Origin of the sequence: Streptomyces sp. NPDC051921 (genome assembly GCF_040680975.1) — a bacterium.
Lineage (GTDB): Bacteria > Actinomycetota > Actinomycetes > Streptomycetales > Streptomycetaceae > Streptomyces.
On the sequence record NZ_JBFAXU010000001.1, the window covers coordinates 390,973 to 415,170 of the forward strand.

Below are 24,198 nucleotides of genomic sequence, written 5' to 3' on the forward strand. Positions count from 1 at the left end.
ACGCCGACGTCCCCAGCGAGTTCCAGGGAGCATCATGCCCACGCCGCCCGAGAACCGTGAGCCGGCGGCCGACGAGCCGGTGGCCGACGAGCCCCAGGCCGAAGCGCCGGGAGCCGACGTGCCCGAGAACCGTGAGCTCAGCCCCCACACCGGCTGGACCCGGGCCCACTGGGAGACCGCCGCCGACCGCCTCCTGCGGGCCGTCCGCCCGTACGCCTCGCCGCGCGGCGGACTCGTCGACCTCCCCGGGCCCCGCCCCAGCTGGTCCGGCCCGCGCTCCGACGGACTGGAGGGCTACGCCCGCACCTTCCTCCTCGCCGCCCTCCTCGGCGACGACGCCCACCTCGACCACTACGCCGGAGGACTCGCCGCCGGCACGGAACGCCCCGGCACCGACGGCCCGGACTCCTGGCCGCTCATGGCCGACACCCGCCAGGCGGTCGTCGAGTCCGCCTCCGTCGCCCTCGCCCTGCGCCTCACCCGCACCCGCCTGTGGGACCGGCTCGACGACCGCGTCCGCCGACGGACCGTCGACTGGCTGCTCCCCGCCCTCGGACCGTCCCCCGTCGACAACAACTGGTGGCTGTTCGGCCTCACCGTCGCCGGCTTCCTGCAGGACGCCGGCATCGAGACCGACCGGGCCGCCGCCACGATCGACCGTTCCCTCGACCGGATCGAGAACTGGTGGCTCGGCGACGGCTGGTACAGCGACGGCGACAACCGCGCCTTCGACCACTACAACTCCTGGGCCCTGCACTTCTACCCCGTGCTGCACGCCCACCTCGCCGGCGACCGCGCCCTCCTCGACCGCTACGGCCCCCGGCTGCGCGCCCAGCTCGACGACCACGTGCACCTCTTCGACGCCGACGGCGGCCCGCTCCCGTACGGGCGTTCCCTGACCTACCGCTTCGCCGCCGCCGCGGCGCCCTGGCTCGGCGCCCTCACCGGGCACACCCCGCTCACCCCCGGCGCCACCCGCCGTCTCGCCTCCGGCGCCCTGCGGTACTTCCTCGACCGCGGCGCCACCGACGGGCGCGGACTGCTCACCCTCGGCTGGCACGGCCCGTACGGGCCCGTCGTGCAGTCCTACTCGGGCCCCGGCTCCCCCTACTGGGCGTCCAAGGGCTTCCTCGGTCTGCTGCTCCCCGCCGACCACCCGGTGTGGACCGCCACCGAGGAGCCGCTGCCCGCCGAACGCGGCGACACCGTACGGGCCCTCGGGCCCACCGGCCTGCTCGTCCAGAGCACCGCCGCCGACGGACTCGTCCGCCTCCACAACCACGGCAGCAACCACGTCGGCGAGGACGACGACGCCGGCTACGCCCGCCACGCCTACTCCACCCGTACCGGACCGACCACCGCCCCCGACCCGGCCGACAACCACTTCGCGCTGCTCCGGTCCGACGGCACCGCGACCGTCCGCGGCCCCGCCACGCCGCTGGGCGCCGGACCCGACCGGGCCGCCTCCCTGCACACCCCGCTGCCCGGCGTCCGCGTCCTGTCCGCGACGCTCGCCCACGGCCGCGCCGAGGTCCGCGCCCATGTCGTCCTCGGCGCCCCGGAGGGGACCCCGGTACGGCAGACCGGCTGGGCCACGCACGCCGACGGGCCCGTCTCCCAGCTCCATCCCGTCCACGGCTACGGCGCCGAGGTGACCGAACTCCCCACCGGGGCGACGCTGCAGGGCCCCGGCCCCACCCGTACCCCCGCCGTCCACGGCACCACGAGCGGCCCTGAGGCCCTCTTCGTCGCCCTCGTCTCCCTCACCGCCGAACCCGCGCCCGCCCCCGTCCCCACCCTCGCGACCGTCCGGGTCACGGGCCCCCGGACCCTGTGCGTGACCTGGCAGGACGGCACCACCGCGCGCCTCTCCCTCGCAGTCCCCGTCCCGGAGGGCCAGGACGCGGGCGTGGACCGGTGAGTCACCGCCCGCGCCGGGTGACGGACGCGATCAGGGCGGATACGGCGAAGGTCCCCGCGAGACTCCCCATCGCGACCAGGCCCACGCCGATCACGAAGAGTCCGCTGGCGTCGTCCGACCAGTCGTAGAAGGCTGCGGCGGTCAGTCCGGCCGTCGTGCCGAGCGCGGCGGCCGCGACATGCCGCCGGGACGCCGCCCAGGACACCGGTACCAGCAGCGTCAGGACGAGTCCGACGACCTGCCACGCCTCGTACGGGCCGGTCACCGAGCCGTCCGGGTGCACGTCGCGCTGCTGGTCCCAGCCCAGCCACGCGGCCCAGGCCACGGCCGACGCGACGGACGTCACGAGGAGGGGAACGAGTCTCAGGGGCTTCAGGTCCATGGTCCGAGTGTCCTGTCGTGCCCGGCGCCCGGGCAGAGCCCGCGTACTCAACTCCCGCTGAGTAGCGGCCCTTCCGGGCACCCACGGCGTACCGGACTACTTCGGCCCGTACTTGCGGCCGGCCTTCGACGACACCCCGCCGAGCAGACCGCGCGGGGCCAGCTTCACCACGCCCATGAGCGCCTTGTAGCGGGGATCCGGGATGGACAGCGTCCGTCCGCGGGCGAGATCGGCGAGCGCGGCGGCCACCAGCTTGTCGGCGTCCAGCCACATCCAGCCCGGGATGTTGTCCGTCCCCATTCCCGCCCGCTGGTGGAACTCCGTCCGCACGAAGCCGGGGCACAGCGCCATCAGCCGCACCCCGCTGCCCGCCAGGTCCCGGGCGGCACCCTGGGTGAACTGCACGACCCAGGACTTCGACGCCCCGTACGTGCCGCGCGGCACGAACGCGGCCACCGAGGCGACGTTCACCACCCCGCCCCGGCCCCGCGACCGCATCGACTCCGCCGCCGCCGAGGTCAGCCGCAGCACCGCCTCGCAGTGCACCTTCAGCATCCGCAGCTCGTCGTCCATGGACACCTCCAGGAAGCGGCCCTTGTTGCCGAACCCGGCGTTGTTCACCAGGAGATCGACCGGGCGCCTGTCCTCGGAGAGCCGCGCCTCGACGGCCTTGATGCCCTCCTCCTCGGACAGGTCCGCCGCGAGCACCTCGGCCTCGATCCCGTGCCGGTCGTGCAGCTCGGTGGCCTGCTCGCGCAGCCGCTTCACATCACGCGCCACGAGCACCACGTCATGTCCGTCCGCGGCGAGCCGCCGCGCGAAGGCGGCGCCGATGCCGGCGGTCGCACCCGTAATCAATGCAGTCGTCATACGCGGCACGTTAGCCCGCGCCGTGTGAACGGCGTGTGCGGGAGAACGCCAGGCCCGGGGCGCGGGCCGGCGCCCGGGCGGCACCGGCCTACTCCGGATGCTCCGCACCGTCCCGGGCCGCGTCGTCCTCCGCGTCCTTCCGCCCGTACTTCTCCGTGTAGGTGCGCGCGAGTTCGAGGAGTCCCGACTCCATCCACTCGGCCGCGACCAGCGTCTCCGGCAGGAGCGAGCGGTCGGCGGTCGCGGCGTGGTGCAGCCGGGCGACGGTGATGCCGTGGGCCGGGCGGTGCGCGATCTCCATCCGGTCGCCGGCCCGGACCTCACCCGGGACGATCACCCGGAGCAGCGCGCCCGGTCCGGCCGCCGACCCGTTGAACCGGCGCACCCAGCCGTCCTCCTCGACGAAGCCCGCGAAGGTGCGGCAGGGGATGCGGCCGCCGGTCACCTCCAGGACGACCTCGTCGCCGATCCGCCAGCGCTCGCCGATGAGGGCGTTGTTGACGTCCAGGCCCAGGGTGGTGAGGTTCTCGCCGAAGGAGCCGGGGGCGAAGGCGCGGCCGAGCTCGGCCTCCCACGTGTCCAGGTCCTCGCGGGCGAAGGCGTAGACGGCCCGGTCGGGGCCTCCGTGGAAGCGCAGGTCGCAGACGGCGTCCCCGGCGACCCCGCCCGCCCCGCCGGGAGCGGGCGCGTCGACCCGTACGGGCCCGTCGACCGGGCGCTTGTCGATGCCCGTCCTCCCCGACGGGGCGTTCGTGTAAGTGACCGGTCGGCTCTGTCCGACATTCACACTCAGGAGCTCCATACGGGCACCCTAGGGGGTGTCCCGGAAGACGGACAGGCCTCAAAGGCCGTCTGTGGAATTGGCGGGGTCACCCAAGGGTCGCTTATGCTCGAAGCATGATCGAGGCCCGCCATCTCCGCGTCCTGCGCGCGGTCGCCGCCACCGGCTCCTTCTCCGCCGCCGCGCGGGAGCTCGGCTGCACCCAGCCCGCCGTGAGCCAGCAGATGAAGGCGCTCGAAGCCTCCGTCGGCACCCCGCTGCTCGTCCGCACCGGCCGCGAGATGCGGCTCACCCAGGCCGGCGAGGCCCTGGTCCGGCACGCCTCCGGCATCCTCGCCGGGCTCACCGCCGCCGAGGAGGAGGTCGCCGCCATCGCGGGCCTGCGGGCCGGCCGGGTCCGGCTCGTCTCCTTCCCCAGCGGCAGTTCCACCCTCGTCCCCACCGCGCTCGCCGCGCTGCGCGCCGCCCACCCCGGGACCCGGGTCTCCCTCGTGGAGGCCGAGCCGCCGCGCTCGGTCGAGATGCTCCGCGAGGGCGACTGCGACGTGGCCCTCGCCTTCCGCTACGGAGCGGGCCCGGACGCCTGGGACGACCTGGTGGTCCGGCCGCTGCTCGCCGACCGGCTGGTCGGACTCGTCCCCGAGGGGCACCGGCTCGCCGGTGCGGAGTCCGTCGCGATCGGCGAACTCGCCGAGGACCCCTGGATCGCGGGCTGTCCGCGCTGCCGCCGCCAACTGGTGGACGTCTGTCAGGAAGCGGGCTTCGCCCCGCGGATCGACTTCGCCACCGACGACTACCCGGCCGTGGTGGGCCTGGTGGGCGCGGGCCTCGGCGTGGCGGTGCTGCCGGAGCTCGCGATCGAGTCCGTACGGCCCAAGGGGGCCGTCACCGTGACGGTGGAGCCCGCGGTGGAGCGCGAGATCGTGGCACTGACCCTTCCGGACCTGGCCCATGTCCCGGCCGTCGCCGCCACGCTCGACGAGCTCACGCGTGCCGCGGCGCGCGGTACGGGCCTTGCGGCGGCGCGCGCGTAGCGCCGTTGGAGTGACGCGCCGGTGCGGCCGGACGAGTGGTCCGCCCACCCGCCGTACGGGTGGATCCGGCGTCCCGTACGGCCCAGCGTGCGGGGCCGACGGGGTGACCCTCGCGGGGCCGTTCGCGTGACCTGCGCGGGGCCGTTCGTGTGACGGCCTGCGGGCCGACGGAGTGAAGGTGCTGCGCCCGTCCGTGTGCGTCCGGGGGGCCGCCACGGCGCCGTTCGGGGGGCATCCCCGGCTCGGGCCGGGGCCGTCCGGGCGCTCGGGGTCGGGCCGTCCGGGTGACGGCCGCACCGCACCGGGACGCGGCGTGTGTGTGCGCCGGGCCGCGCCGGGACGCGGCGTGTGTGTGCGCCGGGCCGCGCCGGGGCCGCGCGCCGCACGCCCCCGGGCCGCGTACGGCGCGGCGACCGGGCCCGTCGTGTCACTCCGTCAGATCACGGAGCAAAAACGTTCCTTCAGGCGTGGGCCACGCCTGCCGAGCTCGATGCCGACGCCCGGGTCGCGGCGGCTGGGGCCGCGGTCGCGGCCGTCGTCGTGACCAGGCGGTTTCGAGCCCGGCCCATGAGCTCTTCGCGTTCGTCCTCGGTGAGGCCGCCCCAGACGCCGTAGGGCTCCCGTACGGCGAGCGCGTGTGCCGCGCACTCGGCGCGTACCGGGCACCGCATGCAGACCTCTTTCGCCGAGTTCTCGCGCGCACTCCGTGCCGCGCCGCGCTCTCCCTCGGGGTGGAAGAACAGGGAGCTGTCGACCCCGCGGCAGGCCGCGAGGAGCTGCCAGTCCCACAGATCGGCGTTGGGTCCGGGAAGGCGGGAGAAATCTGCCATTGCGCTAGTCCCCTTGAAACCGTGTCGAACGGATTTTGGTGGGCGGGTGGATGGCTGATCGATGGGGGCCCTTCGCCCCCTGTGGGACTCGGGTACCCGCTCTCGCGGGTTCGACCCGACCGTACAACTACTGACTGAGTAGATGTAAATATGACTCATTGCGAATCTAGCCACAGACACCGCGAAAAGGGAAGAAAACCCGCTAAATGGGGCATAGCTTCGGAGCGAAGGACGGATGACCTGCGACGCTCTCCTCCGCTTACGGGCCCTCACGTAGAGTGCCGAAGGCGGCCGTCCGACCCGTAACTCTTTCGAGTGACCATCGTTGAGAGTGCGGAGGCGGTTGAAGGAACAAGCGCTCGGGCAGGTGTCCGAGGGCGTCAACCGCACAGGTGACGATACGTACCAGCCCTGGAGGCTCAAGGTGACGCGCTTCAGCTGCGAGAGTCGCGGAGGTCAGTCATGACATCCGTCCTCGTCTGCGACGACTCCCCGCTTGCCCGAGAGGCGCTTCGCCGCGCGGTCGCGACCGTGCCCGGCGTCGAGCGCGTGACCACCGCGGCCAACGGCGAGGAAGTCCTCCGCCGCTGGGGCGCGGACCGCTCGGACCTGATCCTGATGGACGTGCGCATGCCCGGCCTGGGCGGCGTGGAGACCGTCCGCCGGCTGCTGTCCGCGGACCCCGGCGCCCGCATCATCATGCTCACGGTCGCCGAGGACCTGGACGGCGTGGCGCTCGCGGTCGCCGCCGGGGCCCGTGGCTATCTGCACAAGGACGCCTCGCGCGCCGAGCTGCGGGCCACCGTCACCCAGGCGCTCGCCGACCCGACCTGGCGGCTCGCCCCGCGCCGGCTGCGCTCGGCCGAGATGGGTGCGGCCCCCACCCTCACCGCCCGCGAGATCCAGGTCCTGGAGGGCATGAGCCACGGCCGGTCCAACGCGGAGATCGGGCGCGAGCTCTTCCTCTCGGAGGACACGGTCAAGACCCACGCCCGGCGCCTCTTCAAGAAGCTGGGCGCCTCCGACCGGGCGCACGCCGTGGCGCTCGGATTCCGCTGGGGCCTGGTCCGCTGACCTGCGGCCACCGGTCGCATCCCCGTCCGCCGCGGGGCGGACGGGGTGGGCTTGTGTCACTTCCCCGCGGAATGCCGCATCCTTGAAGGCGTGGAGTTCCTCGGGGACGAGACGAGCGAGCCGGCGGAAGACAAGCGGAAGGGGAGGGCGCAGGAGATGAGTCCCGGCGCACCTGCTCATAACGCTTCGGTGCACAACTACGGACGCGGTGCCGCGAACGACGCGGCGCCGGGGCACCATGGAGCGATGCGCGACGACGAGACCGTGGGGTCGCCCGTGCCCGCCGGGCAGGGGGAGATCGGTGCCCTCGTTCACCGTGCCGTCGAGGGGGACGAGCAGGCCACGCACGACCTCCTCGCGCGCGTGCACCCGCTCGCCCTGCGCTATTGCCGTACGCGGCTGAACCGGCTGCCCGGTGACGCCCGTCACTTCGTGGAGGACCTCGCCCAGGAGGTCTGCGTGGCCGTCCTCATGGCGCTGCCGCGCTACAAGGACACCGGCAGGCCCTTCGAGGCCTTCGTCTTCGCCATCGCCGGGCACAAGGTCGCCGACCTCCAGCGGGCCGCCATGCGGCACCCCGGGTCGACGGCGGTGCCCTCGGACGAGATGCCCGAGCGGCCCGACGACTCGCTCGGGCCCGAGGAGCGGGCGCTGCTCAGCGACGACGCCGAATGGGCCAAGAAGCTCCTCGCGAACCTCCCGGAGAACCAGCGCGAGCTCCTCGTCCTCCGGGTGGCCGTCGGGCTGACCGCCGAGGAGACCGGGCAGATGCTCGGCATGTCCCCGGGTGCCGTCCGGGTGGCGCAGCACCGTGCGCTGAGCCGACTGCGGGCGCTGGCCGAGCAGTAAGGGTTGCGGGGGGCTCATGTCCCTCACGTATACGTATGATCGTCCAAAGCTTCCCGCTGATCTTGGTCGTGGAATGAGACACGGCTGCGGCCCGTTAGCATGGACATCCGCACCGATCAAGGCCATTGGGGAAGGTGTCATGACCAACGTCGACGGAGTGCCCGAGAAGTTCGCGACACTCGGGCTGACCTACGACGATGTGCTGTTGCTGCCGGGTGCCTCCGAGGTGCTCCCGAACGCGGTCGACACCTCGTCCCGCATCTCCCGGAACGTCCGGGTCAACATCCCGCTGCTCTCGGCGGCGATGGACAAGGTCACCGAGTCCCGCATGGCGATCGCGATGGCTCGTCTTGGCGGCGTCGGCGTGCTGCACCGGAACCTGTCCGTCGAGGACCAGGTGAACCAGGTCGACCTGGTCAAGCGTTCCGAGTCCGGCATGGTGACCGACCCGATCACGGTCCACCCGGAGGCCACCCTCGCCGAGGCCGACGCCCTCTGTGCCAAGTTCCGCATCAGCGGCGTCCCCGTCACCGACCCGGCCGGCAAGCTCCTCGGCATCGTGACCAACCGCGACATGGCCTTCGAGACCGACCGCAGCCGTCAGGTCCGCGAGGTCATGACGCCGATGCCGCTGGTCACCGGCAAGGTCGGCATCTCCGGTGTGGACGCCATGGAGCTGCTGCGCCGCCACAAGATCGAGAAGCTGCCCCTGGTCGACGACAAGGGCGTCCTCAAGGGCCTCATCACGGTCAAGGACTTCGTCAAGGCGGAGAAGTACCCGAACGCCGCCAAGGACGCCGAGGGCCGCCTGCTCGTCGGTGCGGCCGTCGGTGCCAGCCCCGAGGCCCTGGAGCGCGCCCAGGCGCTCGCCGCCGTCGGCGTCGACTTCCTCATCGTCGACACCTCGCACGGCCACAACAGCAACGCCCTGAGCTGGATGGCGAAGATCAAGTCGAGCGTGAACGTCGACGTGATCGGCGGCAACGTCGCCACCCGTGACGGCGCGCAGGCGATGATCGACGCCGGTGTCGACGGCATCAAGGTCGGTGTCGGCCCCGGCTCCATCTGCACCACCCGCGTGGTCGCCGGCATCGGCGTCCCGCAGGTCACCGCGATCTACGAGGCGGGCCTCGCGGCCCGTGCCGCGGGCGTCCCGCTGATCGGCGACGGCGGCCTCCAGTACTCCGGCGACATCGGCAAGGCGCTCGCCGCCGGCGCCGACACGGTGATGCTCGGCAGCCTCCTCGCGGGCTGCGAGGAGTCGCCCGGCGAGCTGCTCTTCATCAACGGCAAGCAGTTCAAGTCGTACCGCGGCATGGGCTCGCTCGGCGCCATGCAGTCGCGCGGCCAGGGCCGGTCCTACTCGAAGGACCGCTACTTCCAGGCCGACGTCACCTCCGACGACAAGCTCGTGCCCGAGGGCATCGAGGGCCAGGTGCCGTACCGGGGCCCGCTCGCCTCCGTCGTCCACCAGCTCGTCGGCGGCCTGCGCCAGACGATGGGCTACGTGGGTGCCGCCACCATCGAGGAGATGGAGTCCAAGGGCCGCTTCGTCCGGATCACCTCGGCGGGCCTCAAGGAGAGCCACCCGCACGACATCCAGATGACCGTCGAGGCGCCGAACTACAGCAGGAAGTAGTCCGCGCTCGGGTGAGGGGGCGGTTCCGGCATGTGGCCGGAACCGCCCCCTCGGCACGTGTCGGGGATACTGGTAGGCGCAGACACAGAGGGAAAGGCCACACAACGTGACTGAGATCGAGATCGGGCGCGGCAAGCGCGGCCGCAGGGCGTACGCGTTCGACGACATCGCCGTCGTACCGAGCCGGCGCACCCGGGACCCGAAGGAGGTCTCGATCGCCTGGCAGATCGACGCCTACCGCTTCGAGCTGCCCTTCCTGGCCGCCCCCATGGACTCCGTCGTGTCGCCGCAGACCGCCATCCGCATCGGTGAGCTCGGCGGCCTGGGCGTGCTGAACCTCGAAGGCCTGTGGACCCGCTACGAGGACCCGCAGCCGCTCCTCGACGAGATCGCCGAGCTCGACGAGGCCACCGCGACCCGTCGTCTGCAGGAGATCTACGCCGCCCCGATCAAGGAGGAGCTGATCGGGCAGCGCATCAAGGAGGTGCGCGACTCGGGTGTGGTCACCGCCGCCGCACTCTCCCCGCAGCGCACCGCGCAGTTCTCCAAGGCCGTGGTCGACGCCGGTGTGGACCTCTTCGTCATCCGCGGCACGACCGTCTCCGCCGAGCACGTCTCCGGCGCAGCCGAGCCGCTGAACCTGAAGCAGTTCATCTACGAGCTCGACGTCCCGGTCATCGTCGGCGGCTGTGCCACCTACACCGCGGCCCTGCACCTGATGCGCACCGGCGCGGCGGGCGTCCTGGTCGGCTTCGGCGGCGGCGCCGCCCACACCACCCGCAACGTGCTCGGCATCCAGGTCCCGATGGCCACCGCCGTCGCCGACGTGGCCGCCGCGCGCCGCGACTACATGGACGAGTCCGGCGGCCGCTACGTGCACGTCATCGCCGACGGTGGCGTGGGCTGGTCGGGCGACCTCCCGAAGGCCGTCGCCTGCGGTGCCGACGCCGTCATGATGGGCTCCCCGCTGGCCCGTGCCACGGACGCGCCCGGCAAGGGCCACCACTGGGGCATGGAGGCCGTCCACGAGGACGTGCCGCGCGGCAAGCTGGTCGACCTGGGCATCGTGGGCACCACCGAGGAGATCCTCACCGGCCCGTCGCACACCCCGGACGGCTCGATGAACTTCTTCGGTGCCCTGCGCCGCGCGATGGCCACCACGGGCTACAGCGAGCTCAAGGAGTTCCAGCGCGTGGAGGTCACGGTCGCGGACGCGCAGCACAAGCGCTGACACCCGCGCCGTACGCGTACGTACGGGGAAGGGCCCCGCACCGGGTGGTGCGGGGCCCTTCCCGTCGTCCGCGGCCCGGTCGGCTCAGGCGGGGCCCGGTCGGCTCAGGCGGCGGCCTTCTTCGACCCGCTGAACGCGGCGAAGGCGGCGAGCGCGAAGAACAGGAAGGTCAGAGGGTCCAGCTCCTCCTTCCACAGCGACGTCAGGACGTCGAAGTGGTCGAGGACGATGTCGGTGGCCGAGGCGTTCAGCTGCTTGCCGAGGATGATCGCCAGGGCGAGCAGCTGGCCGAGGTAGACGGCGCCGAGCGAGAGCACGGCGCTGACCACCGGCAGGGCCGGGTTGTTGCCGCCGGCCTTGCCGGCCGCGAAGCCGACGAGGAAGCCCACGCCGACGGCCGCCCAGCCGATCTCCCGCTCGATGCCGCCGGCGACGGCGCCGTAGACGCCGCCCGCGACGAGTGCGGCGACGAGGGCCGCCACCAGGCCGAGCCCCGCGTTGGAGCGGGCCGGGGGCGCGGGCGGCGCGGGCGGCAGCGGCGCCTGGCCGGGCTCGACGCCCTGCGCGAACGGGTTGCCGGGCGGCGGAACGGACTGGCTCATGGAAAGGAATCCCCCTGGGACGGTGCCGCACGAGTGTGCGATCAAGCGCCCGGAGGCTAGCAGCTCGCCGTGACGGCGCCCAGGGGTTTTCCCGGGGACGGAGGGTGCCTCCGGGAGGCCTTCAGAGGCGGTGCGCCGCTCCGGCCGGGGTCGCGCCACGGGTGTCGAGGAGCAGTTGGGCCTTCACCGCCAGGCCCTGGAGGTCGTAGGTGCGGTGGTGCTGGAGGAGGAGCGTCAGGTCGGCGTGGGCGGTGGCCTCGTAGAGGGAGTCGGCACGGGGGACGGGCAGGTCGCGGACGCGCCAGTCGGGGACGTAGGGGTCGTGGTAGCTGACGACGGCGCCGAGGTCCATGAGGCGGCGGGCGATCTCGTCCGCGGGGGACCCCTGCCGGTCGGCGAGGTCGGGTTTGTAGGTGACGCCGAGCAGCAGGACCCGGGCGCCGCGGGCGGACTTGCCGTGCTCGTTGAGGAGCGTGGCGCAGCGCTGGACGACGTACTGCGGCATGCGCTCGTTGACCTGGCCGGCGAGTTCGACCAGGCGCAGCGGGCGGTGGCCGCCGATGGTGTCGACGGGCGCGCCGTGGCCGCCGACGCCGGGGCCGGGGCGGAAGGCCTGGAAGCCGAAGGGCTTGGTCTCGGCGCAGCGGATGACGTCCCAGAGGTCGACGCCGAGTTCGTGGCAGAGCACCGCCATCTCGTTGACGAGGGCGATGTTGACGTGCCGGAAGTTGGTCTCCAGGAGCTTCACGGTCTCGGCCTCGCGCGGGCCGCGCGCGCGGACCACCTTGTCGGTGAGCCGGCCGTAGAAGGCGGCGGCGGACTCGGTGCAGGCGGGGGTCAGGCCGCCGATCACCTTGGGCGTGCCGGCGAGGGCGTGCGCGCCGTGGGCGCCGCCGTGGCCGCGGCCGCCGGGGTCGAGCCGGCCGGGGGAGTACGCGAGGTGGAAGTCGCGCCCGGCGCGCAGCCCCGACCCGGCTTCGAGGAGCTCGCGCAGGGGGCCCTCGGTGGTGCCGGGCGGCACCGGGGACTCCAGTACGACGGTGGTGTGGGGGCGGAGCCGGGCGGCGAGGGCGCGGGCGGCGTCGGTGACCGCGGTGAGGTCGAGCGCGCCGTCGGGGCCGGGCGGGGTGGGCGCGCAGATGACGGCGGTGCGGACCCGGCCCAGTTCGGCCGGGTTGCCGGCGGGCGAGAAGCCGCTGGCGAGCATCCGGCGGATCTCGGCGGCGGTGAGGGAGCCGTCGACGGGGGGTCGTCCGGCGGCGAGTTCGGCGAGGGGGCGGGGGTCGGTGTCGAAGCCGACGGTGGTGATGCCGGCCGCGGTGGCCGCCTGGGCGAGGGGGAGTCCGTGGTGGCCGAGGCCGATGACGGCGAGATCAGCGGGCATGGGGGTGGGCCGTCCTTCCCAGTAGCCGGAGGGGACGCGGTGCGCAAGCCCTGTGGACCGAAGGGGACGAACGCAATGTCAGACTAGGCGTAAATATGACCGATATGCGGCATTGTGGGGCCGAAGGTCGCCGAGTGTTATCCACAGGGTGGGGTCGAGGCGGTGGCTGAAGTCGGAGGGCCGGGACAGAATCGACGGTGAGCCGGACCACACGGGGCCCGGTTCGCGTGCGGGAAAGACGGGGGACGACGGGAGGCAAGAACGGTGAGGACAGCGACACTGGGACCCGCCGAGCGTGCCGATGCGCTCGCGGCCATGGCCGAGCACGAACTGGACGTGTTGGTCGTCGGCGCCGGGGTCGTCGGCGCGGGCACCGCTCTCGACGCCGTCACCCGAGGCCTTTCCACCGGCCTCGTCGAGGCCCGCGACTGGGCGTCCGGCACCTCCAGCCGGTCGAGCAAGCTGATCCACGGCGGCCTGCGCTATCTCGAGATGCTCGACTTCGCCCTCGTCCGCGAGGCCCTGAAGGAGCGCGGCCTCCTCCTCGAACGCCTCGCCCCCCACCTCGTCAAACCCGTTCCGTTCCTCTACCCCTTGCAGCACCGCGGCTGGGAGCGGCTGTACGCGGGCTCCGGCGTCGCTCTGTACGACACGATGTCGGTCTCCTCGGGCCACGGCCGCGGCCTCCCGGTCCACCGCCACCTCAGTCGCGGGCGGGCCCTCCGCGTCGCCCCCTGCCTGCGGAAGGACGCCCTCGTCGGCGCCCTGCAGTACTACGACGCGCAGATGGACGACGCCCGCTTCGTCACCACGCTCGTGCGCACCGCCGCGAGCTACGGCGCGAAGGTCGCCAGCCGCGCCCGGGTCGTCGGCTTCCTGCGCGAGGGCGAGCGGGTGGTCGGTGCCCGGGTCCAGGACGTGGAGACCGGCGGTGAGTACGAGATCAGGGCCCATCAGATCGTGAACGCCACGGGCGTGTGGACCGACGACACCCAGGCCCTCATCGGCGAGCGCGGCCAGTTCCACGTGCGGGCCTCCAAAGGCATCCACCTGGTCGTGCCCAAGGACCGCATCCACTCCACCAGCGGTCTCATCCTGCGCACCGAGAAGTCCGTCCTCTTCGTCATCCCCTGGGGACGCCACTGGATCATCGGCACCACCGACACCGACTGGGACCTCGACAAGGCCCACCCCGCCGCCTCCAGCGCCGACATCGACTACCTGCTGGAGCACGTCAACACCGTGCTCGCCACACCGCTCACCCGCGACGACGTCGAGGGCGTCTACGCGGGACTGCGGCCGCTGCTGGCCGGCGAGTCCGACGCCACCAGCAAGCTGTCCCGCGAGCACACCGTCGCCCACCCGCTGCCCGGCCTGGTCGTCGTCGCCGGCGGCAAGTACACGACCTACCGCGTGATGGCCAAGGACGCCGTCGACGAGGCCGTCCACGCGCTCGACAAGCGCGTCGCCGCCTGCGTCACCGAGGACATCCCGCTGCTCGGCGCCGAGGGCTACCGGGCGCTGTGGAACGCCCGGGCAGGAATCGCCGCCCGCAGCGGACTCCACGTGGCCCGCGTCGAGCATCTGCTCAACCGCTACGGCTCCCTGACGGAGGAGATCCTCGACCTGATCGCCGCCGAACCGGCGCTCGCCGCGCCCCTGCCGGCCGCGGAGGACTACCTGAAGGCCGAGATCGTCTACGCCGCCTCGCACGAGGGCGCGCGCCACCTGGACGACGTGCTGACCCGGCGCACCAGGATCTCCATCGAGACCTTCGACCGGGGCACGTTGAGCGCCCCCGAGTGCGCGGAACTCATGGCGCCGGTGCTCGGTTGGGACGCCCAGCAGATCGCCAAGGAGGTCGAGCACTACGAGAAACGGGTGGAGGCGGAGCGCGAGTCGCAGCGTCAGCCGGACGACCTGACGGCGGACGCGGCCCGCCTCGGAGCGCCGGACATCGTGCCCATCTGACAGGTGGGCCTTCTCGGACTCCGGACCCGGGGGAGCCGGCGGTCCCGGAGTGAGGGACAATGAGCTCTCTTCCAGGGCGGGTTGCCGCATTGCGCGGGAGCTCCGGACGCGGGCGGGAAACAGGGATCGCAGAGGGGACGCATGTCGGAGGCGGAGCAGTCGCGGGACACGGGGCGGGCACCCCGGCGGGACGCCGCCGCGGGCGCCGCGACCGACGGCGACCGGGGCACGGTCCCGGCGGCGCGCACGGCGGAGCGGAACGAGGACGTGGAGGCGCGCGCGGGCGGGTCCTCGGGCACGGCGGAGAGCGGGCCGGCGGACGTCGGTGACGCCGCGTCGGCGGAGCCCGAGGACGCGCCGCGCGCGGTCGCGGCCGCGGCCGCGCCGGACCCGGCGGAGCCGGAAGGAACCTCCGGGGCGGACGCCTCGGCGGCCGGACCGGCGGACCGGGACGGCGCGCCGGGTGGGTCCGACGCCGTCGCGGCGTCGGGTGACACCCGGGTGACCGGCGCGTCCGGCACGCCGGCGGGCGGCTCCGCGGACGCGGCGGCGCCGCGGGACGCGAAGCCGCAGCTCACGAAGCAGCCGGCGGACGCCGAGCCGAAGGCGGCGAAGCCCGCGGACGTGAAGCCCGCGGACGTGAAGCCCGCGGACGTGAAGCCCGTGGGCGCGCGGCCGGTCGACGGCGGCGCCGACGGGGCGCGCGGGCGCGATCCGCGGGCGGGCGTGGGACTCGCGAAGAGCGGGCGCAGCGGCTCGACCGACGGAGCCGCGCCGGCCGCAGGGTTCGGTGCGGACGCCACCGGAACCGGCGCGCGGACCGGACGCGCTGACGCGCCGTCGGCCGAGGGCCGGCTGCTCGCCGGACGTTACCGGCTGGGCGTGGTCCTGGGCCGCGGCGGCATGGGCACGGTGTGGCGCGCGGTCGACGAGACGCTCGGCCGGACCGTCGCCGTCAAGGAGCTGCGCTTCCCCAACAGCATCGACGACGACGAGAAGCGACGCCTCATCACCCGGACCCTCCGCGAGGCCAAGGCCATCGCCCGGATCCGCAACAACGGCGCCGTGACCGTCTACGACGTCGTCGACGAGGACGACCGCCCGTGGATCGTCATGGAGCTCATCGAGGGCAAGTCCCTCGCCGAGGCCGTGCGCGAGGACGGCACGCTCACCCCGCGTCGCGCCGCCGAGGTCGGTCTCGCCATCCTCGACGTGCTGCGCTCCGCGCACCGCGAGGGCATCCTCCACCGCGACGTGAAGCCGTCCAACGTGCTGATCGCCGAGGACGGCCGGGCCGTCCTCACCGACTTCGGCATCGCCCAGGTCGAGGGCGACCCCTCGATCACCTCCACCGGCATGCTCGTCGGCGCCCCCTCGTACATCTCGCCCGAGCGCGCCCGCGGCCACAAGCCCGGCCCCGCCGCCGACCTCTGGTCGCTCGGCGGCCTGCTCTACGCGGCCGTCGAGGGCACCCCGCCGTACGACAAGGGCTCCGCGATCGCCACGCTCACCGCGGTGATGACCGAGCCCGTCGACCCGCCGAAGAACGCGGGCCCGGAGCTGGAGAAGGTCATCTACGGCCTGCTCGCCAAGGACCCGGCGCAGCGGCTCGACGACGCCGGCGCGCGGGTGCTGCTGCGCGCCGTCCTCGACGCACCGGAGGCGCCGCCGGAGCCCTCCGCCGAGGCCACCCGGGTCGTGCCGCTGCCCCCGCTCCCGGAGGGCCCGCCGGCCGGCGGCCCCGCCAAGCCCGCCGCGCAGAAGCCGGCCCGCGAGAAGACCGCCGAAGCGGCCGCCGAGCGGATGCGGGGCGCCCTGAAGTCGGTGCGCAACGCCGCCGCGGCGGCCAAGTCGGCCCCCGAGCGCAGGACCGGCGCGGGGACCCCGGACCGGCCGGCGTCGAGCAAGGCCTCGCTCACCGACGTCGTCCCGCGCCGCACCCTGGTGATCACCGCCGCGGTCGTGCTCGTCGCGCTGCTCGGCACGATCCTCTACGTCGCCCTCGGCGGCGGCCAGGACGGCGCCGACCAGAGCAAGGGCAAGACGTCCGGCGGCACCACCGCCTCGGCCGGCAGCGCGTCCGGCGGCGCCGACGGCCAGAACACGGACAAGTCGCCCACCGACCCGTCCCAGCAGGGCAGCGGCGGCAAGCCGGGCGCCAACAGCGGCGGCCAGAGCGGCAGCACGCCGTCGGGAACGCCCGGCGGCGATCAGCCCGGCGGTGGCGGCGGCGGGCCGCAGCTGCCCCCCGGCTACGTCATGGTGACCAACGCCCGCTTCCACTTCACCATGGCGATGCCCGCGTCCTTCAAGATGACCGACATAGCGGGCCAGAACTCGGGCGGCATCTTCAACGCCGCCAAGGGCGCGTTCCCGCGCGTCCAGGTCGACTTCAACGACAGCCCGAAGGACGACGCGGCCGCCGCCTGGCGCGCCGCGATGGCCGCGGTCGCCGCGACCAGCAACGGCTACCGGCACATCGGCATCCACCCGGTCGCGTACAAGGGCTACCCGACCGTCGCGGACTGGGAGTTCGAGCGCACCCAGAACGGCGAGCGGATCCGGATACTCAACCGGGGCTTCAAGGTCGACGCCGGGCACGGCTACTCGATCATGGTGAGCTGCCGCGCCGACGCGTGGGACGCCGCGGAGTGCAAGACGCTGCGGGACACCGCGTTCGCCACGTTCAGCCCCAAGGACTGACAGGCGGCACGTATCGTGAGAGGCCCCGTCCGCGAGGGCGGGGCACGGGGGACGTAGGGCGCGTGGGGAGGCGTCGTGGACGACTACGCGGGAAGAGTGCTGGCGGACCGCTACCGCCTGCCCCTGCCGTCGGCGGACGCGGACGAGCTCGTCGAGACGCGCGCCTTCGACACGTACAGCGGCCAGGAAGTGCGCATCCGCCAGGTGCCGCTGCCGGAGGTCGTCGATGCCGAGCTCGTCGACGACGAGCCGTACGCGGGCCCCGGCCGTGCCACCCGCAGCCCGGCCGACCCGGCCGTGCGCCGTGCCGTCGAGGCGGCCCAGGCCGCCGCCCGGATCCCCGACCACCCGCGCCTCGACCAGGTCTTCGACGTGTTCGCGGAGGCCGGCTCGCTGTGGATAGTGAGCGAGTTCGTCGCGGCCACACCGCTCTCCCAGCTCCTCGCGGAGGGGCCGCTCACCCCCTACCGGGCCGCCGAGATCGGCGCCGACCTCCTCACCGCCCTCCGCGCCCTGCACGCGCACGGCTGGACCCACCGCAACGTCACCGCCCGCACGGTCCTGGTCTGCGAGGACGGCCGCGTCGTCCTCACCGGCCTCGCCGCCGGCGCCGCCGAGGAGGCCCTCTGCGGCTACGCCCCGGTCCCGGTGGACGAGGGCCCGCCGTACGGGGCGTACGGCGAGCTGCGGGAGACCTACGAGCAGCCCGGGGCGTACGCCGAGCACGACGGGTACGCGGAGCACGACGGGTACGCGGAGCACGAGGGGGACGGTGAGCACGACGGGGACGGCGGGCATGGCGGCTACGAGGCCCACGGCGCCGACGAGCCGGAGCCCTACGAGCCCTACGAGGCTTCCGAGGCCTACGAAGCCGCCGACTCCTACGGCCCCGACTCCTACGGCCCCGACTCCTACGGCCCCGACTCCTACGGCCCCGACTCCTACGGCCCCGAGGCCTACGGCCAGGGAGCCCGCATCCCCGCGGTCGACGGCCCGGCCGGCGCCGTCCCCTACGGTTCCGTGCCCGCCGCCCGTGAGCCCACTCGTACGGAGCCCGGGGACGACGGGGCCGACTGGACGGGCCGGGGCGGCGACCGCGCCGCAGAGCCGAACGCCCCCGCCACGCCAGGTCCCCCGTCCCGAGCCGGCTACGGCCCCGACGGCGGCACCCCGTACGGACCCGGACACGGTGCAGACCGTCCGGAGTTGCCCCCCGCGCCGGTCGCCCCCGCCATCCCCGCCGTGCCGCCCGCCGCGGACGTGAGGGCGGCCCGCGCCGGGGCCATCGCCGCCTATCGCGCGGGTGCGCGCGCCGCGGCGCGGATCGGTGAGACCGGGGCCCTTCCGGTGCAGCGCCCCGCGCCGCAGACCCCGTCCGAGAGCCCGTCCGATGCCCCGTCGTCGGATGCCCCGTCTTCCGAGGCCCTGCCGGAGCCTCCGCCCGCGGGCCCGCCCGCGGCGCCGGAGCCGCAGTGGTGGTCCCGGGTGGGCGAGGACGACGACGACATAGACGACGCCGACGACGAGACGGGCGGCACCTACGGCGTGCCGCCGCGCGCGTACCTCTCCGGTTCCTGGAGCGACGGCCCGCACGCCGCCCGCGACGGCGGGCGTTCCGTCCCGGCCGGTGGCGGGGGCCAGGGGCCCGTGCTGCCCGCGCTGCCCGCCGGGTACACCGCGGCGGCCCCCCAGCCGCCGCTCGTGCCCGCCGCCGCGCCCCGCTCGCCGGACGGCCCCGGCGACGCGTACCGCGGTCCGGTGACCCGGCTCGCCGCCGAGCGGGCCCGGCAGACCCGGATGGCCGTCGTCGGCGCGGTCACCGAGCGCTGGGCGCCCGAGCAGGCGGGCCCGGTGCACGAGCACTGGCGCCTGGCCCCGCCCATCGGTCCGGCCACCGACCTGTGGGCGCTGGGCGCGCTGCTCTACCGGTCCGTCCAGGGCCACGCCCCGTACCCCGAGGACAGCGCCACCGAGTTGGTGCAGCTGGTCTGCGCCGAGCCGCCGGCCTTCGCCGAGGAATGCGGTCCGCTGCGGCCCGTCGTGGAGTCGCTGCTGCGTCAGGACCCCACCGAGCGCCCCGACGTGGAGGAGCTGAGCGGCTGGCTGCGCTCCCTGGTGCGCTCGGCGCCCGAGCCGGAGGCCGGGATCGGCGTCGTACCGCTGCCGTCCCCGGACGCCACCAAGCTGCCCATCGTGCGCCGCCGCGGCGAGTTGGTGCGGCGCTGGCGCGGCGGCGCGTCGGGCGGTCGGCACCGGCAGGGCAGGGGAGGGCGCGCCCCCCGCGGATCGGCGTACCCGCCCCGTGCCGACGCGGCGCACGTCGACGCGCCGCACTTCGACGTGCCCGTGCACGAGGAGATCCCGCAGCGCGCCCCGCGAGCCCCCCGGGCGCCGGGGCGTCCCTCGGGATCCCCGCGCGCCCTGGGCCGCACGCTGCTGCTCCTGGTCCTCCTGCTGCTCGGCGGAGCGGTCGCGTACGCGGTCTGGTTCATGCCCGAGCGGGGCGAGGAGGGCGGCCGTTCGGCCACGCCGCCGGCGAAGTCCGGCTCGCCGACGCAGAATCCACCGCGGAGCACGGCACCGACCGCCACCGGGAGCCCGTCCACCCGGCCCACGACTCCCGCGGGCACGCCGCCGGCCACCGACCCGTCCGCCCCCGCGCTCGCCGCCGGCTACGTGCTGCGCAAGGACCCGGAGGGCTTCCAGGTCGGAGTGCCGCGCGACTGGCGGCGCAGCCCGATCAACGACGCCGGACAAGTGCGCTACACGGGCGGCGATTTCACGCTGATCGTGGTGCCCGGCCGGGACACGGTGCAGGCGAACGGCTCCGACCCGATGGCGTACCAGCGGACGAAGGAGCGGGAGCTCCAGCCCTGGCGGGACTCGTCCTGGTCCAGCGCCTCGGGGCTGCGCCGGATCGACATCGGCCGACAGGCCATGGCGGTCGGCCAGTTCACCTGGCAGGACAGCACCGGGCGTGAGGTCTTCGTGCGCAATCTGGCGCTGATCGAGGGCGGCCGCTATCACGTCGTCCAGGTCATCGGGCCGGAGAACGAACGGGACAAGGTCTCCGAGATCTACGACCAGGCGGTGAAGGCGTACCGGGCCACCCGCTGAGCCCGCCGGCCCGCCCGCTCGCCGGACGCCCGCCGTCTGCCGCCGACCCGTTCCCGCGCCCTGCCGGCCCCGCCCCGCGGCCTCTCAGACCGTGTCCCGCGCCCCGCTGACCTGCCCTCCCGGACCTCCGGCCCGCCCGGCCGTCCGCGCGTCCGCGCGCGCCCCGGCCGAACCACCGCGCCGCGTACCGGTCCGTGCACCGCCAGTGGCTGAAAACCGCCGCTGGTCACAGACTTGTTCCCAAAGTCGCCCCGAGGTTTCGCGCGCCGCTTCCCCCTCCGTACCCTTGCCTCGGAAGCAAACAGGCGGGGGCACGTGGAACATTCTGAGAGCACCGGCACCGGGCTGCTGCTCGCCGGACGCTACCGGTTGGGCGAGTCCATCGGGCGTGGCGGCATGGGCAAGGTTTGGCGTGCCCACGACGAGGTCCTGCACCGGGTCGTGGCCGTCAAGGAGTTGACGGCGGGCCGGTTCGTGGCCGAGGCCGACCGGCTGGTCCTGCACGCCCGGACGCAGAAGGAGGCGCGCGCGGCGGCCCGGATCACCCATCCGGGCGTGGTCACCGTGCACGACGTCCTGGAGCACGACGACCGGCCGTGGATCGTCATGCAGTACGTGGACGGCCCCTCGCTCGCGGACGCGGCGAAGGAGGCCGGCACGATCGCGCCCCGCGAGGCGGCCCGGATCGGTCTGCACGTGCTCGGCGCCCTGCGCGCGGCGCACGCGGCCGGCGTGCTGCACCGGGACGTGAAGCCCGGCAACGTGCTGCTCGCGCGCGACGGCCGGGTCCTCATCACCGACTTCGGGATCGCCGCGATCGAGGGCGACTCGTCGATCACGCGCACCGGCGAACTCGTCGGCTCCATCGACTACCTGGCGCCCGAGCGGGTGCGCGGCGGTGCCCCCGGCCCCGCCGCCGACCTGTGGTCGCTGGGCGCCACGCTGTACTCGGCGGTGGAGGGCACCTCGCCGTTCCGCCGCGGCTCGCCGATCAGCACGATGCAGGCCGTGGTGACCGAGGAGCCGCCGTACCCGGAGAAGGCCGGCGCGCTCGCCCCCGTCATCGTGGCGTTGCTGCGCAAGGACCCGGAGCAGCGGCCGGGGTCGGACGAGGCCGAGCGGATGCTGCTCGACGCCATGGAGGGCCGGGCGCCGCAGGCGGCGCAGGCCTTCGTGCCGACCCAGCGGGTGGGCGCGGAGGAACTGGCCGCCGCCGCGCCGTCGGCGACGACGCCGCTGCCCGTGCCGCACGACGACCCCTCGGCCATCCAGGCGGGCGGGCCCGCGTCCCCGGAGCCGACGGAGCGCGCGCACGCCTCCGCGACCCCCGCCCCGGCGCCCGCCGGCGCCACCGTCCCCGGACTGCCGGGCGGTGGCGGCGGCTCCGCCGGAGGCCGGGGCCGCTGGCGGCTCGCGCTGCTCGCGGCGGTCGTCGCCGGGCTGCTCGCGGGCGGTGCGGTCTTCGCCGCCATGACCCAGATGGGTGACAAGGGCGACAAGGGCGGCGCCACGCCCCCCACGCAGGGCACGGCCAAGGACGGAAAGGATTCGGCCAAGGGCGGCGTCCCCGCCGGCTGGCACCGGGTCGAGGACCCGGAGGGTTTCAGCCTGCTCGTCCCGGACGGCTGGAAGCGTCAGATGGACGGCGACCAGATCGACTACACGCCGGACGACGGACGCCACCGCATCCGCATCAGCATCGATCCGTCGCCCGACTTCGAGAACCCGTACGTGCACATGCTCGACCTGGAGAAGACGGTGCAGAAGCGGGCCGAGTACCAGCGGGTGCGGCTGACCCAGAACACCTTCCGTGATCAGGTCAATTCCTGTGTCTGGGAGTTCACCTGGATCGAGAAGCAGACCTTCCCGGGGCCCCGCCACGCGATCGACCAGGTGTACTACGGCGACGACGGCACCGAGTACGCCCTGTACATGGCCTCGCCGGAGGACAGCTGGGAGCGGACCCGTGAGCAGTTCGACGTCGTGAAGAAGTACTGGAGAGCCCCTGGAGATGCCGTAAGCCCCTGATCAGGGCTTATGTGCCAGTGATCGCTGGCGCGATGTGCGCGCGTGGTGAAAACGCGTTACTCACGGGTACCCAAAGGGCTGAATGCGCCCTACGCTCGCCCCCATGACGGACTCGCAGGCACTTCCCACCACGGCCCAGGTCGCCGACGCGGCCCCCCTCCGCACCAACCCGGTCGCGCCCGCGCCTGCGGGGGCGCGCACCGCCGCGGACGTGGTCACGCCCGAGCTGGTCGCCCGGCTGACCCGCGGGGTCGCCGGGTCGGGCCGTACCGCCAACCACACCCCCTTCACCGGGGCCAAGCTGGCGGACCTGCCGGAGGCCACCCCCGAGGACGTCGCCGCGGCCTTCACGCGCGCCCGCGCCGCCCAGGCCGTGTGGGCCGCGACCCCCGTCAAGACCCGCGCGGCCGTGCTGCTGCGCTTCCACGACCTGGTCCTCCAGCGCCAGGGCGAGGTCCTGGACCTCATCCAGCTGGAGACCGGCAAGGCCCGCCTGCACGCCCACGAGGAGGTCCAGGCGGTCGCCGTCGCCGCGCGCCACTACGGCCGCAAGGCCCCCGCCTACCTGCGCCCCAAGCACCACACCGGCGTCGTGCCGACCCTCACCAAGGTCACCGAACTGCGCCAGCCGCGCGGGGTGGTGGGCCAGATCGCGCCCTGGAACTACCCGCTGGAGCTGTCCGTCGGCGACGCCCTGCCCGCCTTCGTATCCGGCAACGCCGTCGTCATGAAGCCGGACACCGAGACCGCGCTGACCGCCCTGTGGGCCCGCGACCTGCTGATCGAGGCCGGTCTGCCCGCCGAGGTGTTCCAGGTCGTGCTCGGCGAGGGCCCGGTCGTCGGCCCCGAGGTGGTCCGGCACGCCGACTACGTCTCCTTCACCGGCTCCACCCGCACCGGCCGCGAGGTCGCCCAGGGCGCCGCGGCCCGCCTCGTCGGCGTCAGCCTGGAGCTCGGCGGCAAGAACGCCATGCTGGTCCTGAAGGACGCCGACATCGAGAAGGCCGCCGCGGGTGCCGTCCGCGCCTGCTTCTCCTCCGCCGGCCAGCTGTGCATCTCCATCGAGCGCCTCTACGTGCACGAGTCGGTCGCCGACGCCTTCCTCGACCGCTTCGCCGCCCGCACGAGGGCCATGCGGCTCGGCAACTCCCTCGCCTACGGCGCCGACATGGGCTCCCTCGTCGGCGAGCGCCAGCTGGAGACCGTCACCCGGCACGTCGAGGAGGCCCTCGCCAAGGGCGCCAAGCTCGTCGCCGGCGGCCGCGCCCGCCCCGACATCGGCCCGTACTTCTTCGAGCCGACCATCCTCGACGGCGTCGAGACCCCGATGGCCGTCTGCGCCGAGGAGACCTTCGGTCCGGTCGTCTCGATCTACCGCTTCACGGACGAGGACGAGGTCGTCGACCTCGCCAACGCCACCCCGTACGGCCTGAACTCCTCGGTCTGGACCACCGACTCCCGCCGCGGCCACGCGGTGGCCGCCCGGCTGCGCACCGGCACCGTCAACATCAACGAGGGCTACGCCCCCGCGTACGGCAGCGTGCAGTCCCCGATGGGCGGCATGAAGGACTCCGGCCTCGGCCGGCGCCACGGCTCCGAGGGCATCCTCAAGTACACCGAGGCCCAGACCGTGGCCCAGCAGCGGCTGATCCCGCTCGCGCCCTCCTTCGGGATGGACGACGAGAAGTACGCGGCCTTCATGAGCACGTCCCTGAAGGTCATGAAGGCCCTGCGGCTCCGCTGACCGTCCGCCCCACCCGCCCCTTTCTCGTACGAGGAGAG

17 protein-coding genes are annotated in these 24,198 nt (G+C 74.0%); 11 read left to right on the plus strand and 6 right to left on the minus strand.

Going from position 1 to position 24,198, the window contains the following annotated elements:
* Positions 1-34: 34 nt before the first annotated feature.
* Positions 35-1,921 (plus strand): DUF2264 domain-containing protein, encoded by a 1,887-nt coding sequence (locus AB0M16_RS01975; protein WP_365337649.1) that lies wholly within the window; start codon positions 35-37, stop codon positions 1,919-1,921.
* A 1-nt stretch (position 1,922) separates the two neighbouring features.
* Here the strand turns inward: AB0M16_RS01975 and AB0M16_RS01980 are convergent, their stop codons facing one another.
* From AB0M16_RS01980 to AB0M16_RS01990, 3 genes are all read right to left on the minus strand, one after another.
* Positions 1,923-2,303 carry a hypothetical protein gene (locus AB0M16_RS01980; protein ID WP_365337651.1) on the minus strand — a complete coding sequence of 127 codons (381 nt, stop codon included), beginning with the start codon at positions 2,301-2,303 and terminating at the stop codon, positions 1,923-1,925.
* Positions 2,304-2,399: 96 nt separating this feature from the next.
* On the minus strand, positions 2,400-3,173 hold the full coding sequence (locus tag AB0M16_RS01985) for an SDR family oxidoreductase (RefSeq protein WP_365337653.1): 774 nt from the start codon (positions 3,171-3,173) through the stop codon (positions 2,400-2,402).
* 88 nt (positions 3,174-3,261) lie between these two features.
* The gene (locus AB0M16_RS01990) at positions 3,262-3,975 is read right to left on the minus strand and encodes an MOSC domain-containing protein (protein ID WP_365337655.1); all 714 of its coding nucleotides are present in this window, start codon (positions 3,973-3,975) and stop codon (positions 3,262-3,264) included.
* Positions 3,976-4,070: 95 nt separating this feature from the next.
* On the opposite strand from AB0M16_RS01990, the gene AB0M16_RS01995 reads away from it, so the two are divergent.
* A complete protein-coding gene (locus tag AB0M16_RS01995; RefSeq protein WP_365337657.1) occupies positions 4,071-4,988 on the plus strand; it encodes a LysR family transcriptional regulator in 918 nt (305 codons plus the stop codon).
* Positions 4,989-5,449: 461 nt separating this feature from the next.
* On the opposite strand, the gene AB0M16_RS02000 is transcribed toward AB0M16_RS01995, so the two are convergent.
* The gene (locus tag AB0M16_RS02000) at positions 5,450-5,818 is read right to left on the minus strand and encodes a WhiB family transcriptional regulator (RefSeq protein ID WP_365337659.1); all 369 of its coding nucleotides are present in this window, start codon (positions 5,816-5,818) and stop codon (positions 5,450-5,452) included.
* A 462-nt stretch (positions 5,819-6,280) separates the two neighbouring features.
* Here AB0M16_RS02000 and AB0M16_RS02005 point away from each other — a divergent pair, with 462 nt between their 5' ends.
* The 4 genes from AB0M16_RS02005 to AB0M16_RS02020 all read left to right on the plus strand — a co-directional run bounded on the left by AB0M16_RS02005 (position 6,281) and on the right by AB0M16_RS02020 (position 10,611).
* Entirely contained in the window at positions 6,281-6,892 is a 612-nt protein-coding gene (locus tag AB0M16_RS02005; protein ID WP_003948568.1) for a response regulator transcription factor, read from the plus strand.
* A 246-nt stretch (positions 6,893-7,138) separates the two neighbouring features.
* A complete protein-coding gene (locus tag AB0M16_RS02010; protein ID WP_365337661.1) occupies positions 7,139-7,741 on the plus strand; it encodes a sigma-70 family RNA polymerase sigma factor in 603 nt (200 codons plus the stop codon).
* A 139-nt stretch (positions 7,742-7,880) separates the two neighbouring features.
* Positions 7,881-9,380, plus strand: coding sequence for an IMP dehydrogenase (gene guaB, locus AB0M16_RS02015; RefSeq protein WP_365337663.1), 1,500 nt, complete (start codon positions 7,881-7,883; stop codon positions 9,378-9,380).
* A 106-nt stretch (positions 9,381-9,486) separates the two neighbouring features.
* Positions 9,487-10,611, plus strand: a complete 1,125-nt coding sequence (locus tag AB0M16_RS02020; RefSeq protein WP_365337665.1) for a GuaB3 family IMP dehydrogenase-related protein — start codon at positions 9,487-9,489, stop codon at positions 10,609-10,611.
* A gap of 104 nt (positions 10,612-10,715) precedes the next feature.
* Here AB0M16_RS02020 and AB0M16_RS02025 read toward each other — a convergent pair whose 3' ends face one another.
* Together AB0M16_RS02025 and AB0M16_RS02030 are read right to left on the minus strand one after the other, a co-directional pair.
* The gene (locus AB0M16_RS02025; protein ID WP_365337667.1) at positions 10,716-11,213 is read right to left on the minus strand and encodes a hypothetical protein; all 498 of its coding nucleotides are present in this window, start codon (positions 11,211-11,213) and stop codon (positions 10,716-10,718) included.
* A 121-nt stretch (positions 11,214-11,334) separates the two neighbouring features.
* Positions 11,335-12,597, minus strand: coding sequence for a nucleotide sugar dehydrogenase (locus tag AB0M16_RS02030; protein ID WP_365337669.1), 1,263 nt, complete (start codon positions 12,595-12,597; stop codon positions 11,335-11,337).
* Positions 12,598-12,861: 264 nt separating this feature from the next.
* Between AB0M16_RS02030 and AB0M16_RS02035 the strand changes: the two genes are divergently transcribed.
* The 5 genes from AB0M16_RS02035 to AB0M16_RS02055 all read left to right on the plus strand — a co-directional run bounded on the left by AB0M16_RS02035 (position 12,862) and on the right by AB0M16_RS02055 (position 24,160).
* On the plus strand, positions 12,862-14,568 hold the full coding sequence (locus tag AB0M16_RS02035) for a glycerol-3-phosphate dehydrogenase/oxidase (protein ID WP_365337671.1): 1,707 nt from the start codon (positions 12,862-12,864) through the stop codon (positions 14,566-14,568).
* Positions 14,569-14,709: 141 nt separating this feature from the next.
* Positions 14,710-17,271, plus strand: a complete 2,562-nt coding sequence (locus AB0M16_RS02040) for a protein kinase (RefSeq protein ID WP_365337673.1) — start codon at positions 14,710-14,712, stop codon at positions 17,269-17,271.
* A 75-nt stretch (positions 17,272-17,346) separates the two neighbouring features.
* The gene (locus AB0M16_RS02045; protein WP_365337675.1) at positions 17,347-20,388 is read left to right on the plus strand and encodes a protein kinase; all 3,042 of its coding nucleotides are present in this window, start codon (positions 17,347-17,349) and stop codon (positions 20,386-20,388) included.
* Between the two features lie 315 nt (positions 20,389-20,703).
* Positions 20,704-22,416 (plus strand): serine/threonine-protein kinase, encoded by a 1,713-nt coding sequence (locus tag AB0M16_RS02050; protein ID WP_365337677.1) that lies wholly within the window; start codon positions 20,704-20,706, stop codon positions 22,414-22,416.
* Positions 22,417-22,519: 103 nt separating this feature from the next.
* The gene (locus AB0M16_RS02055; RefSeq protein WP_365337679.1) at positions 22,520-24,160 is read left to right on the plus strand and encodes a succinic semialdehyde dehydrogenase; all 1,641 of its coding nucleotides are present in this window, start codon (positions 22,520-22,522) and stop codon (positions 24,158-24,160) included.
* Positions 24,161-24,198 lie beyond the last annotated feature (38 nt).